Raw genomic sequence first — 13,943 nt, 5'->3', positions numbered from 1 at the left:
GAGGAGGGGAGTCCCCTACAGTGTGATCAGCAGCCCCCCTCGAAAATAGTGGGGCCACGGGAAAACATTGAGAAGAACCTGCGGTTCACCTCTACCCGACATCGACTGCAACGACCTCTTCGGAAAGTCGCGTTACGCTCCGCACCGCATCGAAACCGCGTGGCCGCTGCTGCGGTCGCCTCGCGTGGTGGTGAACTCGGAATGCAGGTAGCCGTTCTGGGTGTCGCGTAGATAAGCGAGAAACTCGTCGAGCCCGTCGTGGTCGGTGTTGTCGCTGGCCACCAGGCCGCCTGCTCGAATGTTGGGCTCGATCCGTTTCAGCACGTCGAGGTACATCTCCTTCGCCCCGTCGAGAAACACGAAGTCGATACTCTCGGGCAGGTCGCTCTTGAGCGAATCGAGCGCGTCCCCTTCGCGAAACTCTACCAGGTCGACCAAGCCCGCATCGGAGAGATTCTTCCGCGCCCGCTCGATCTTCTCGGCCTCGAACTCGGTGGTAATCAGATGCCCGCCGCCGTTGTCGCGAAGCGCGCAAGCGAGGTAGATGGTACTCACCCCCATGCTGGTGCCGAACTCGACGATCTCGCGAGCCCCCGACGCGCGGACCAGCGTGTAGAGCAGCTGACCAAAGTCGGCATCGATCGCCATGTAAACCTGACGCATCATGTGATACAACTCGCGAGCGCTCAGCCCGCTCAAAATCTGCGGCCCCGCCTCCCGCGACGGCGGAGGATTGTTCGCCGCGTCGGCATACAACGCCTCGAGCAAGCGAGCGATTTTTTCCGAAGTAAGCGTGGTCATCGCAAGATCCTTCCAAGCGGGTGAGTTTCTATTCCGCCCTCATTGTAGCACGACGCGGACATTCGTCAGGCGAGGGGAACTATCGGGGGGTATTTGGACGATCGGCGAAAACGGGTTAGATTCGTTCGAGTGGCAATAAAGCACGAATGGCACACCGGCGTTAGGATATCTACATACATCCGGGCGTTTAGCCGTTGGTGCCACTCTCAGAACGTGTTTTGAAATTGCCTGATTAAAGAAAAACAGCTACGGCTCCCTCTTTTGGTTAGCAGCCTGAGGAAGGAGCCGTAGCATGAAAACGGAAAGGAAGTATGGCAGTGATGTCACCGATCGACAATGGCAATTGCTTCGTCAGTTGTTGCCAGCACGTTCGCAGTTCGGACGTCGTCCGATTGACCGCCGGCGGATCATCAACGCGATCTTGTACGTCGTCCGCACGGGCTGCCAGTGGCGGATGCTGCCTAAGGACTTTCCGAATTGGAGTACGGTTTACGGCATCTTCTGGCGTTGGAGAAATGATGGCACGTGGCAGAAGATTCATGATGCGTTGCGAGCCAAAACACGCAAAGCGGCAGGCAAGAAGTCGACACCCACGGTAGCGATCATCGACAGCCAATCGGTTCGCACGGCCGAAGGAGGTGAAGAAAGGGGCTACGATTCGGCCAAGAAAATCACGGGCCGCAAGCGTCATGTGGCGGTCGATACGCTCGGATTGTTGCTCGCGATAGTCGTTCATAGCGCGGATTGGCAGGACCAGGACGGAGCCGAATGGGTAATGGACAAGCTGGGCGAGCAATTCAAGCGAATCAAGATTGTGTTTGGCGACTTCGCGTACGGTCGATCAGGGTTGCCCGATTGGACCTGGGAAACGTTTGGTTGGATTCTACAAACGGTGCTCAGGCCAGTCGGCCTAAAAGGGTTTGTGGTATTGCCGAAGCGATGGATCGTGGAACGAACTTTCGCCTGGCTGGCCCGACATCGACGGAACAGCAAGGACTACGAAAAAACAACCGCCTCCAGCGAAGCCATCACCTACGTCGCCATGATCAGCCTCATGTCGAAAAGACTGGCCAGCGCGGAAAAGTGAATTTTAAAACACGTTCTCAGAAGCAACAATTATTGGGACTGAATCAATGACCGACAACCGATTCATGCTTTGCAGCATGGCACTTATGTTGCTTATCGCAGCTCAAGGCTGCCAATCAGAAACAGCTACCGATAAAAAGCTGTCGACGGAAGAGATGCAGCAATTGTTTGCTTCGGATTTCACAAGGGCATTTGAAGAGAATGACCCTGAAGCGATGCAGAAGCTGTTTTACTTTGAAGGAACCCCCAAAGAACTCCAAGCTATCTTGGTGAGAGCAAGCCTGGGCAAGACATTTCTAAAAGACTTCTCTGGCAAACACACGGTCGAGAGCACCGACTTCAAGGACTACGACGCCACCTTAGTTCCCGGCACGCTCGATTTCGATGGCAAGAGCTATGTCGTCAACTTGACTCCCACATGGTTGTTTTCTGCGAAGACTACCGGCCATGCTGGATTTGAGAACTCCCCCAGCACATTCGAGCACCTGGGAGCAACAACCATCCATAATGGAAGAATCGTGTTTTGCGGGGCCAAACCGGCTACTCCGTAATTGCATTGCTGCTGACCACCCATTTCGGATGTCCCCGCCGGCAACTTGGCGTGTACTCGGTAAGCAACCTGCGTGTTCGCCAAACCGGCCTTGGGAAATCTCCCTGCCCCCGGCGTTTCACTGTTATCGCCATTCACGGTAGAACATGGTGGTAAACGCATGGAAATGGAGCCCGGACATCATGCAACCCTCCTGAGTGGCCCGGAGCTATCAACCGTCTTATTCGAGGTTTCCAATGGCAAACCGCTATTCAGCCAAACTGCTGTTTTATTACGACGTCGCCCAGCAATCGACTATTGCTCAGTTTGAAGAGCGGATCGTTACGTTCGAAGCTCGCGGCCCCAAGGAGGCCATTGCCCGGGCAAGAAGAATGGGCAATAAGGCGGAGTACGTATTCAAGAACGCCGCTGGATCTGACACGGCCTTTCAGTTCCTGGGAATCGCCGACATGATCAAGCTCGGAGTGGAATGCTCCGACGAAGAGGTGTGGTACGACGTTTATCGCATGAAGACCTCAAAAGCCGATTCACGCATTCAGCCGGACCATCAATTGCTGGACCGAATAAGGGTGTAAATGCCTGTCGAAACTCAGAGAATACTCTAGGGTAGCGATTAGTCCTGCGGAATTCGCCAGTGCCCACTTGGCTGCGATTCTTCCCGCTATTTCCTTGCGATGGTTGCATCCATCAGTATTTTGCACGACAATGGAACGAAGAGCTCTGCTTCGTGATCGGGCAAACATACTCTCTTCTCACAATGCAACACTGGTGGTGGAATGAATCACTACTTCGTGCGAATCGCCGCGAGTGTCGTAGTTCTTGCTGTTTGCAGTCTCGCGTCGGCTGCTGTCACCGAACGCGACTGGCTTGCCCCAGGAGATGGGCTGCTGACCTTCGACGACATCCACCACAGAGAATGGCTCGATCTCACGGAGTCTCTCACCATCGACTTAGGTAAACGAGCACCAGACGACTCGTTCTCCTTTGACTACGAACGCGATCTGCTTGCCGAACTGGAACCTGGAGGCCGGCTCGAGGGATTCACAGCAGCAACCACCGAAGACATCCTCTCCTTGGCCATGTCGGCTGGGGTAGATACTTCCACCTCCGAGTTTGCGACGAATGCGGTGCCAGTGGGTGGCTTAATGGGCCTCTTGGGCCCAACTTATGCCCGAGGTGAACCCATTGGATCGATCGGCAGCAGTGCTTATTTGTTTGGGCTCAGCAGCACACTCTCGCTGGAGCCTACCAGCCTGGATGATCGATTGCTGGCAAACCTTATGTACAACTACTCCCCCTCTCCATCCGATTCATCCCAAGCACAACTCGTATTTGGCTACGCAAGCGAACTCTCTCGTTCCGACACAACCGGCATGTGGTTGTATCGCAACACGCAGGCGGTCCCCGAGTGCAGTTCTTTGTCACTACTATGCATTGCTGTCGTTTGCGGAACCGCAACTGTTGTTCGCGTGGCCAAGTAGCTTTCTTAGAGTAGTGACAATCGCATCGGCCGGCGCGGCTGACTATGTAGCGATAGGCATGATCGCACTCCGGCGTCGGTCTTGAAAAGCAGGCTCGCCGCTGCATCACTGCGATGAGCGATCGCGATTGCCTTCGTCTTCTGAATTGACTTTGGTTTCCTTTGTGCTCTGCTCCCACTCTTTGAGTTGCGAACGAAAAACAACACCCCGGCGTCGAAGGTAAACTGCTGGAGGAATACTACAAACAACCGCAACCAACCAGAGCTTGGCAAGAAACAGGGGAACCTGGTCACGAGGTGGTCCGCCAAACGTGGCCAGAGCCGCTAGCCAGAACACTCCCACCAGGGAACCTACGCCGTACGCGACGAGGTAAAGTCCATAGCGTCGCAATTTGCCGAGGTGTCGAACCCAGCCACACGACACGACGATCCCAGCCCCTTGGCAGACCACCACGACTTGGCTCAGGCAGAACAACAAAACCGCGATGATGGACCAACCGGGTTGCAGGAGGTAGGCGAAAGGCAGGCTTACCAATAAGGCCAGCGATACCAACAAGTACCCGCTCGGATACAGGCCGGCCACGCGGATGCGCTCCATAACCTTCAAGCATTGATCGTGGTTCATTCGACCATCCGTCCTGCTTCAACAAGTCGTCGCTCCCTTGGCGGAGGAGCTTTCGTGCTGTTCTACCACACCCCCCCTTCCCCTGGAGATGCGAGGGTGAAATTCGCATGGCATTGCGGTTCCCAGTATCTCCACACTTTTCGCTGGGAAATGGCCACCCACAGTGATCTAATGAACATGCTATTTAGGCTGTCGGCTTTCAGCTATCGGCTGTTGGCTTATTAGTGATTGGAGGCTTTTGGAGATGTGATGTTTGTCTTAATGTCCAACTATTGGCGACGCGCAAGCGAATCTTCGGTTGTGTGGGCGTTTACTGCTGCGCGTGTGGCAAAGCTGTAGGCTCTAGGCTGTAAGCGGTAGGCTAGATCTTTCGGTCGCCGGAAGCTCCTTCAAGATGACATATTCGCATTCCGCATTCCCCAATCCGAAATCCGCAATCCAAACTCGCCTCCCAAAAATAGTTTCCCACCCATGGGAATCTATTTTGGGCAACTATCGCGGAGGTGTTGATGTAACTTCATAGCCAATAACGACTTGCGATAAGTGCGTAGCGTAAAAATAGTTTCCCACTCGATGCGTTTTGGGAAATGGGAATCTATTCGGGCGCGAAAACCACTGGTTTTGTAGCGTGGGCGGAGATTCAATTTTCCCATCGGTGGGAAAATTGGGAATCTATTTGCCCAGCGTTAGGAATCAATTCACTTCGCCGGATCGAATCTGGTTAGCGAGGGTTCAGAAGTTCTGGGAACTTTCGTCCGAGGTGGCTCGTCTATATCGGTAGCTGCTTCAATCGCTCCCCGCTTATCAGGAGACATGTGATGCGTCGTGCCATTGGTGTGCTGCCTATTCTCTCTATGGTCGCCATGTTCTGCTTGCTGGGGGTCGCTCGCGGACAAGGGCTGCTGGTCGACGTCAACAGCGGCCGGCATGTTCCGTTGCCGCGCCCGTTTGTGCCGCGGCCGCAGGTGCCGGAGAGTAGCTACAAGATTGATAGCATCGACGTGAACGTGGAGCTGCACGACCAGATCGCCCAGGTCGGCATGAGCCAGACGTTCCAGAACACCGGCAGTCGGCAAATGGAAGTCGCCTTCGTGTTTCCGCTGCCGTACGACGGAGCGATCGACAAGCTCACCTTGATGGTCGACGGCCAGGAGTTCGAAGGCAAAGTGCTATCGGCCGACGAAGCCCGAAAAATCTATGAAGAGACAGTTCGCAAGAATCAGGACCCGGCCCTGCTCGAATGGCTCGGCACCGGCATGTTCCGCACCAGTGTGTTTCCCGTGCCTGCGGGCGCGAAACGCACGGTCACGCTGCGGTACACGCAGGTCTGCCCGCAATCGCAGGGGCTCACCGACTTTTTGCTGCCGCTCCGCACCGCACGGTACACCAGCGGAACGATCGACTCGCTGAAGGTCACCGTGGCGATCGAAAGCAGCGAGCCGATCAAAAACGTTTACTCTGCTTCGCAGGCGGTCGACATCAAACGATCAGGCGATCACCACGCGGTGGTCACCTACGAAGAAAAGGACGCGATTCCAACTAGTGATTTCCGCTTGTTCTACGATGCGACCCCGCAAGGCGTGGGAGCGAGCCTGGTGAGCTATCGCCCCGACAAAGACGATGCGGGCTACTTCCTATTGCTGGCAAGTCCCAAGATTCCCACGCCCGACGAGCAACCGCCCGCCAAGACGGTGTTGTTCGTCGTCGACCGTTCCGGCAGCATGACCGGCGAGAAAATCGCCCAGGCGAAGGGGGCAGCCAAGTTCGTGCTCAACAATCTTCGCGAAGGCGACACGTTTAACATCGTTGCTTACGACAGCGAGATCGAAACGTTCCGTCCTGAGCTGGAGAAGTGCACGCCGGAAACGCGCGATGCGGCCATCGGGTTCGTCGAAGGTCTGTTCGCAGGCGGTAGTACCAACATCTCCGGCGCGCTCGATCGCGCGATGGGCATGCTAAACGACTCGAGCCGGCCAACGTACCTGGTATTCTTGACCGACGGGCTTCCCACCGCCGGCGAGACGAACGAGGCCAAGATTGTTGATCTGGCGAAGCAAGCGAATCAAGTGCGGGCGCGGATCTTCAGCTTCGGCGTTGGCTTCGACGTCAACAGCCGCCTGCTCGATCGATTGGTAAGCGCCAACTTCGGGCAAAGCGAATACGTGCGTCCCGACGAAGACATCGAAGCGAGCGTGAGCAAGCTCTACCGACGCATCGGAACCCCCGTGCTGACCGACGTGAAGCTGGCAGTCGATGTGGAAGGAGCCAGCGAGACCGATGGCCCGATGATCACGCGAACCTACCCGGCCGGGGTGTTCGACCTGTTTGCCGGCGACCAGGCGGTGATTGTTGGCCGCTACGCGAAGCCGGGCGACGCGAAGGTAACGCTCTCCGGCACCGTGGCTGGCAAGGAGCAAACGTACGACTTCCCTGCGAAACTCCAGGAACATAGCAGCGACGACACCAACGCGTTTATCGCCAAACTGTGGGCCGCCCGCCGAGTGGGCGAGCTGATTGACGAAATCGATCTGCATGGCAGTAACAAGGAACTGCTCGACGAGCTAATCGCGATTGCTACGAAGCATGGCATCGTCACCCAGTACACCAGTTACCTGGCCGACGAAACGACCGCCCGCTACACCGAGACTGCGACCAACCGGCGACTCAGCAGCGAAATCGCGGGAGCGTCGCTCTCACAAGCGCAAGGGGAGTATGGTTTCAATCAACGCGCAGCGAAGGCGAACTTCAAGATGGCTCCGCAGGCCGACCTGAGTTCGCTCAATGGTTTTTCGGACCGGCTCGACGCAGGACTGTCGGGTGTCGAGCGAGAAAAGCTGAATCGCGGGCTGTTTTATGGCAACGGCGTGTGGAACGACAACCGGTCGAACCGCGCGGTGGTGGCCGACAACATGCTGCTACGCGGCCGCAAGACGTTCTTCCGCCAAGGCGACAACTGGGTCGATTCGTCGCTCAGCGAAGCCGATCAGAAGAACGCGAAGCATATTGAGCGTTACAGCCGCGAGTACTTCGACCTTGTTTCGCAGCACGGAACCCACGTGAACCAATACCTGTCGATCGACGATCCAGTGATCGTGAAACTCGATGGGCAGGTCTACCAGTGGTAACCCTGCGACTTTAGCAGCCGAAAGCAACGCTACTTGGCGTGGATTTTGTTGACGATCAATCCCGCCAGGTAGCCTGCTTTAAACCCAGCATCAATATTCACGACCGTCACGTTGGCCGCACAGCTATTGAGCATCGAGAGCAGCGCGGCAATACCGCCGAGGCTGGCCCCGTAGCCAACGCTGGTCGGCACCGCGATCACAGGACAACCAACATACCCACCCACGACGCTCGGCAAGGCACCTTCCATGCCTGCAGCGACGACCACCACGTCGGCCGATTCAAACTCGGCCAGCCGACTCGGTAGCCGGTGAGGGCCGGCGACGCCGACGTCGTAAATCATGGTAACTTGCACGCCCATCCAGCCGAGGGTCTCTCGCACCTCTTCGGACACGGGACGGTCGCTGGTGCCTGCCGTAATCACGGCCACATGCCCGATAGCTGCCTGGCTCGTCCCCTCAGGGTCGACCCGCAGCGTGCGACCGAGCTGGTTGTACTGGGCTTGCGGAAACATCGGCACCAGTTCGGCCGCTTGCTCGGCCGATACCCGTGTCGCCAGCACCCGCTCGCCTTGTTCGAGCAACCGAGCGACGATGGCCTGAACGGCCTCGACCGTTTTGCCCTCGGCGTAAATCACCTCGGGAAAACCACAGCGACGCGAGCGATCTTCGTCGAGCGTCACCGCATTTTCGGCAAGGGAAAAACTGGAGTCGCTAGGTGTCATATCCAGGTGCTCAGGAGTTACGTTGCCGCAAAGCGAGGCCAACAACAGCCATCGCGAGTAGCCACAGTGTATTGGGTTCGGGCACCGGTTGCGACCCGACGCTAGAGGAGTTGATGGATTGGCCGAAGTGGCTCTTCCAAGCGGCGTAGTCGCCGGCATCGACGAGCCCGTTGCCATCGCCATCGGCCCCGGTGCCGGGATCGACGGTCGCGCCGAGCGAGTCGCGCCAGAGTGTGTAGTCGGCCAGATCCACGTGGCCGTCGCCGTTGTAGTCGCCGGTAAGGGTTTGGGCAACCAGCCCTTCGAGCAAGATATTACGAAACGCGAACGCTTCGCTCCCCCCGTCGGAAGACGCGGTGAACCGGAGCGTGAGTTGATCGCCAACCAGATCGAGAGATTCGGTAAAAGTATGAAACACGTTGCTAAGGGTAATTCCATTAACCGTTACTGGATCGCTGAGATTGCTGGTTGCGCCGCTTTCGAACTCGTAGGTTTGCGAGCCGGCTTCGTCGATCACCGATGCAAACACCGTGGAATAGGCCCCTCCGTCGAGAGAGACATCGAATTGATAGGAATCATTATTCGACTCGAAATCGCCCATCGCAGCCATGTCGATCGACAACGTCAGATCACCGACGACTTCGGAGATATCGAACGTCCACTCAGCCGACAATGGCCCGGTGTTTTGATCGTTGATGCTATCGGCGACCCCAAAGAAGTTGCCGTAGTCGCTCGATTGGATGATGCCGATGGAGTCGCCGCCGAGGGTCGAATCGTCGAGCACGCTCGACGCTGGATTGTCGTTGCGATCGACGATGCCGAACAGATCGTCGGCGCTCGAGAAGTTCAGCATGCGGGCGTCGGAACTACCGCCGATGCTGGCCTCGCCGACCGTGTTCGCCCCGAACTGAAAGCCGAGCACGTTCTTATCGTCGGCCATGGTGGGATAGAGCGCGCGGGCGATGATGCCATCGGTCGTGGGGTCTGGATCGGGGTCCGGATCAGGATTGCCATTGCCCTCACCGACTTGGAAGCTGATGGGAATCGTGATGTAGGGATTGGCCGCCGACTGGCTGTTGGTCGACACGATGATCTCTCCCGACTTCGCCCCCTGCGTCGTAGTGTTGAACGAGATCGGGAAGCTCAGGTCCGAACTAAGTGCATAGGCGGTGCCGGCTCCGCCGCCCAACAGGTCGCCAGTCGTGGTGTAAGTGAAGTTCAGCTCGTCGGCTCCCAGCGTGTGAATCACGTTAGCTGCGTTCCGCACCAAGAGGTCGAGACTGTACGACTCGCCCTGGCCAAGCTCCGTGGGCACCGCCGCGGCGAGTTCGGCCTGCATCATCGCAGGAAGCTGGTAGTCGGCCACTACCGGCAGGTGATCGCTCGCGCTCTCCAGCGCATTCAACACCGTGGTCTTGCTGAACGAAGTGATTCCGTCGAAGGTAATCGTGTTGCCAACGTTCACTGCGTCGTTGTAGGTGCTGCCATTGTTGCCAAACGTGTGGTAACTGTTCGTGATGTAAGAGAGACCTTCGCCATCGAGGAACTCGCCGGTCACGAGCTGAAAGTCGAATCGGTCGTCCATTCCCCCACTGGCAAAGCCCGCGGAGCAGTCGTTTTCGCAGGGACTCTGGGTGTGCCAGCGGGCGTAGCTGGAGTTGTTGTGCCAGTTGCCGACCTGATTCACCGGATCGTTCGCTTGCCCATTGCCTGCGGAGATAAGCTCCTGGAAAGCAGGCTCGCTCGACGTATACATGTTGTAGTCGCCTGCGTAGATGGCATGCGTTCCCTGGCCGAGGTCGTCGGAGTTATTGCGAATCGAGACCGCTTCGGCCAAACGCTGCGACTCGTTGCTGCCGCCCTGGCTGGCCTTGTAGTGGCTGTTGTACGCGTAGAAGTCGGCCGACTCGTCGTAGCCTACCGGGCGGAGCTGAAACCGCATGGTGTCGCGGGCCTGGCTCGAAGAGCCGAACGCCAGCTCGTCGATCAGCTCGACCGTTTGCGTGTTGTAGACCACCGTCTGGCGGATGTCGGAATAGCTCGGGCCGCCCGACTCGACTCCGCTCGCGTAGGTGCCGGCTCCGTAGATTCCGTTCAGGATGTTAACGATCTGCTGCGTGCTACCGCCCGAAGCGGTAATGCTGTTCTGCTCCTGCAGCAACAGCACGTCGACCGGTTTCGCAAAGCCGCTGTACGACTCTTCGCCGATGGCCTGAATCACCGTCGAGAATCCTGGGTTCGGCCCCTGCAGCGTGTTATAGGTCACCACGCGAAGCTGCCCAAGGCAACTGCTCGGGGAGGCGAGCAACATCAAGGCCAAGGGAAGGAAAAACGACAGCAGCAGGCGGGGCATGGTGGTCTCTGCGAAGGCAGGAAAAATCAACACAAACGGTCGATTTTACCCACGGACCACCGATCTCACTACGATCGGGTTGTACGAATCACTTGGTTTTGCGGCAATTTTCACAGGATAGCAAAGCGGCGAGAGCTAGGCCGCCCGGGCGAAGGCCAGCTCGTTGGCGACCGACCTTACGAGTTCGGTATCTACCATCGACGCCCCATTTGCGTAGCCGACGAGCAACGCCAGGTCGCCGAGTCGGTTGAGCCGCCGCGGCACGCCGTGGGCGAGCTGATGCAGGGTGTCGACCGCTCCGTCGGTCAACACGTTGCGTTCCGCTCCGGCTGCTGCCAGGCGATGCTGCAGGTAGCTGGCGGTTTCGTCGACGGTAAGTGGTTCGACCAACGCGGAGATGTCGAGTCGCTCCTCCAGCCGCGGCGTGCGACTAAGCGTCGACAGCAACGGCGGTTGCCCCACCATCACGATCGACAGCAGCGGCGAGCCATGCTGCTGCAGGTTGAGCAGCAGCCGAACCGTTTCGAGCGTCCCCGCGTCTTCCAGCAGGTGAGCCTCGTCGACCACCACCACGGGGCGTTCGTCTCGTTCGGCCGCGCCTTGCAGCGACTCTTCGAGCCGCCGCCAGCTTTGATCCACGCTCGGAGTCAATCCCTGGGGATCTTCGTTCGGGGCAATGCGGGCAGCCAGGTAGGCCAGCATCTCGCGAGCGGGCATCTGCGGATATACCAGGTGCACGACCGGCACAAAACTGGCCGGCAACTGGGCGAGCAACTGCTCGACCAACAATGTCTTACCGACCCCGCTCGGGCCAGCGATGAGCGCTGCGCCGCGACCATTTTCGAGCGCGTAGCGAAGCTTGAGCATCGCTCCCTGGTGGGTTTGCGAAGCAAAGTAAAACCGCTCGTCGGCGGCGGGCTCAAACGGTTTGTCGGCAAGTTGCCAGTGTTCCAGGTACATGAGGTTGCTCGCAAGTGGAGGTGTCGAAGTTGTCCCGGCTCAATCAAACAGTCGCTTCAATCACGCCGGCCAGCTTCAACCCGAATTGGTCGAGCGACACCACGGCTTGCGCCAGGTCGTGCTCGGTGGTCGAAGGTGCCGCGGTGGCCAACAAGTAATCGACTCCTAAGGCAGCCGCTAGATCCGCAGCCAGGCCCGACTGCGGAACGACCGCGGCGCCGAAGTCGATGACCACGCGATGATACTTACGACGCAGCACCCCGGCGGCCAGCGATGCACGGAACCGCGAGTTGGGCTCCAGTTCGCCGCCGATCATCGGCTTGGCCAACAGCAAATCGACGCCCGACACATCGCCCTGCAGCAGTGCGGACTCGATCTTGTCGCCAGCCAGCAGCTTGTCGATCCACGACGAGTAGCGAGTGACTTCCAACTGCTCGGCCAGTCCGGCCTTCGCCAGATTGCCATCCAGCAGCAGCGTGTTGTAGCCGAGTGCCGAACTTCGCAGCGCCAGGCAAATCGCAGCGGTCGAGCAGCCCGATGGCGAACTCGCCCCGACGAGGCCCACGAGCGTGCTCGGCGATTCGTTTGGCAGCTTACGCAGTACCGCGTCGAACTTATCGGCCGACCGCGCCAGCACCTGCTGACACACGAGCGGCCAATTGGGTTTCGACGATCCACGTGCGTGCGAAGCATCCTTCCGCAGTCCGAACAAGGTTTCGGCCCGCACTTGCGAAAGCGGTTTGCGTTTCGCTGGCGATTCGGCGGGTTCGCTGGTTTCGGTTGCCACGGCGGTTTCGGGCGCCGAGTCGTCGGCCGCTTCGTCCGACAAGTACGGCATGTCGAACGCATCGGCCAGCACCAATTCACTCGCGCTGAACATTACCGCGGTATCGCCCGACGAAACCGCAGGCGTTGTCAGCGGTTTCGGACGGCTGGCGGTGTTGTAGGCATCGATAAAGGCTTTGTTCGTGCTCATTACTGCCTCTCTTCGTTCACAGGTAGCAGGTGCCCTGGTAGGCGGGCAATCCGCGGTGCTTGTCCGGTTGTGGTCGGTTGGTTGGCAACAGCTGGCGGTCCGTTGAAGACCCTCGTCACAGGATACCCACCTGCTGGCTCCCCGGGACCTTCGTTCGGCTGCGGTGCAGGCGTGTTGTTTTGGATGTGGTTCGGCCCAACAGCGTTCGTATCGTGGACGATCGGTTCGTTCTGCGGAACAATCGGCTCCAGCGGAATCGGCCCACTCGGTGGTACCGACTCGACTTCGGTCGACTGGTTTCGCGAATGCGATTGTGGACCACGCACGACGGCGATCATCTGGTCGGCGTCGTCCGTTCGCAGGGGAGGAATGCTCGACAGATCAAGCTCCTCGGGCTGCGAGGCGATTTTATCGGCGTTGGCCTCATTGCTAGTTGCCGCTGGCTCCGACGAACTACCCTGCCCTTGCAGCATCAGCATCATCAGGCCTGCGGCGGTGAGCAAAGCGACCAACACAATCACGCGGTGATACTGGCGAATCGCGTTATCGACCAGCGACACAATCGTGTGCCAGGTCGAGGGTTCGTGCGTATCGGCTTCCACCACTTCGGGTTGCTCGACCACCGGCTCGGTGCTGGCGCCTACGGCTTTGTCGAACCGCAGGTGCGTGACCACGTTTTTTTCGGTCTCGTTTTCTGCTGTTCGGGTGATGGTTTTGGCCGTGGGGGTGTCCGCTGGGGTGGTCGTTGGTTGTTCTGGAGCAGCGGTCGTCGCAGCAGGTTGCGGCTGCATGGCCTCGTGACTGGCTTGCGGCGATTGCGGCGGATCGAACCGGTACTTCGGCGCCCGATCCACGTAGTCGGTCGTTCCCAGTTCGGGCATGGCGACCACGCTGTGCGGCTGGAACAGCGAGGCATCGATCGCCGGCGCGGCGGGCTCGCTGATCGGAGCCGGTGCGGCTGGCTGGCTCGCCTTGGCAAGCCAAGGTACCCGTGCTAGCACCGGAGGTAATTCCAGCTCGGTGGATTGAATCAGGCCTTGCTCGTTGTTTTTCGTCGCGTTGCTCACTTGCCAGCGTCCCTGTGAATGGCGGTGATCACATCACCCCAGGCGCGGTCGGCCCAAAGGGTTCCTCATCCGTACTATCGGTTCCGGTTAGGTAAGCCTTGAGGATTGGTCAACGAATACCGCCGCTAGCAGCGGATATCCGCTCGCTGGTCGATTGCAATGCTAGTACCTCCTTTCGTTGAGTTCCACGAATGACTC

Annotated in this window: 12 protein-coding genes; 5 read left to right on the top strand and 7 right to left on the bottom strand. The window is 58.4% G+C overall.

The features are described 5' to 3' along the window. Positions 1–132: 132 nt before the first annotated feature. Positions 133–801: an O-methyltransferase gene (locus tag Pan181_RS02990; RefSeq protein WP_145245419.1), complete on the bottom strand. Its 669-nt coding sequence runs from the start codon at positions 799–801 to the stop codon at positions 133–135. A gap of 292 nt (positions 802–1,093) precedes the next feature. Here Pan181_RS02990 and Pan181_RS02985 point away from each other — a divergent pair, with 292 nt between their 5' ends. The 4 genes from Pan181_RS02985 (at position 1,094) to Pan181_RS02970 (ending at position 3,918) form a co-directional block, all read left to right on the top strand. Next, positions 1,094–1,888 (top strand): IS5 family transposase, encoded by a 795-nt coding sequence (locus tag Pan181_RS02985; RefSeq protein ID WP_145245101.1) that lies wholly within the window; start codon positions 1,094–1,096, stop codon positions 1,886–1,888. A 46-nt stretch (positions 1,889–1,934) separates the two neighbouring features. Continuing rightward, the gene (locus Pan181_RS02980; protein ID WP_145245418.1) at positions 1,935–2,438 is read left to right on the top strand and encodes a hypothetical protein; all 504 of its coding nucleotides are present in this window, start codon (positions 1,935–1,937) and stop codon (positions 2,436–2,438) included. A 235-nt stretch (positions 2,439–2,673) separates the two neighbouring features. Then, entirely contained in the window at positions 2,674–3,012 is a 339-nt protein-coding gene (locus Pan181_RS02975; RefSeq protein WP_145245417.1) for a DUF4288 domain-containing protein, read from the top strand. A 201-nt stretch (positions 3,013–3,213) separates the two neighbouring features. Further along, positions 3,214–3,918, top strand: coding sequence for a hypothetical protein (locus Pan181_RS02970; protein WP_145245416.1), 705 nt, complete (start codon positions 3,214–3,216; stop codon positions 3,916–3,918). A 105-nt stretch (positions 3,919–4,023) separates the two neighbouring features. Here Pan181_RS02970 and Pan181_RS02965 read toward each other — a convergent pair whose 3' ends face one another. Continuing rightward, positions 4,024–4,542: a hypothetical protein gene (locus tag Pan181_RS02965; RefSeq protein WP_145245415.1), complete on the bottom strand. Its 519-nt coding sequence runs from the start codon at positions 4,540–4,542 to the stop codon at positions 4,024–4,026. Positions 4,543–5,360: 818 nt separating this feature from the next. Here Pan181_RS02965 and Pan181_RS02960 point away from each other — a divergent pair. Continuing rightward, positions 5,361–7,667: a VIT domain-containing protein gene (locus Pan181_RS02960; protein WP_145245414.1), complete on the top strand. Its 2,307-nt coding sequence runs from the start codon at positions 5,361–5,363 to the stop codon at positions 7,665–7,667. 29 nt (positions 7,668–7,696) lie between these two features. Here the strand turns inward: Pan181_RS02960 and larB are convergent, their stop codons facing one another. The 5 genes from larB to Pan181_RS02935 form a co-directional block, all read right to left on the bottom strand. Then, positions 7,697–8,389, bottom strand: a complete 693-nt coding sequence (gene larB / locus Pan181_RS02955; RefSeq protein WP_145245413.1) for a nickel pincer cofactor biosynthesis protein LarB — start codon at positions 8,387–8,389, stop codon at positions 7,697–7,699. Positions 8,390–8,399: 10 nt separating this feature from the next. Then, positions 8,400–10,742 (bottom strand): PEP-CTERM sorting domain-containing protein, encoded by a 2,343-nt coding sequence (locus tag Pan181_RS02950; protein ID WP_145245412.1) that lies wholly within the window; start codon positions 10,740–10,742, stop codon positions 8,400–8,402. Positions 10,743–10,877: 135 nt separating this feature from the next. Then, positions 10,878–11,702, bottom strand: coding sequence for an ExeA family protein (locus Pan181_RS02945; RefSeq protein ID WP_145245411.1), 825 nt, complete (start codon positions 11,700–11,702; stop codon positions 10,878–10,880). 43 nt (positions 11,703–11,745) lie between these two features. After that, positions 11,746–12,678: a P-loop NTPase family protein gene (locus tag Pan181_RS02940; protein WP_145245410.1), complete on the bottom strand. Its 933-nt coding sequence runs from the start codon at positions 12,676–12,678 to the stop codon at positions 11,746–11,748. Then, positions 12,678–13,745, bottom strand: coding sequence for a hypothetical protein (locus Pan181_RS02935; protein ID WP_145245409.1), 1,068 nt, complete (start codon positions 13,743–13,745; stop codon positions 12,678–12,680). The genes Pan181_RS02940 and Pan181_RS02935 overlap by 1 nt, the downstream gene beginning before the upstream one ends. Positions 13,746–13,943: the final 198 nt, after the last annotated feature.

The sequence above is a fragment of the Aeoliella mucimassa genome, from assembly GCF_007748035.1.
Taxonomy (GTDB): domain Bacteria; phylum Planctomycetota; class Planctomycetia; order Pirellulales; family Lacipirellulaceae; genus Aeoliella; species Aeoliella mucimassa.
This window is presented reverse-complemented; position numbering and strand designations above follow the sequence as displayed.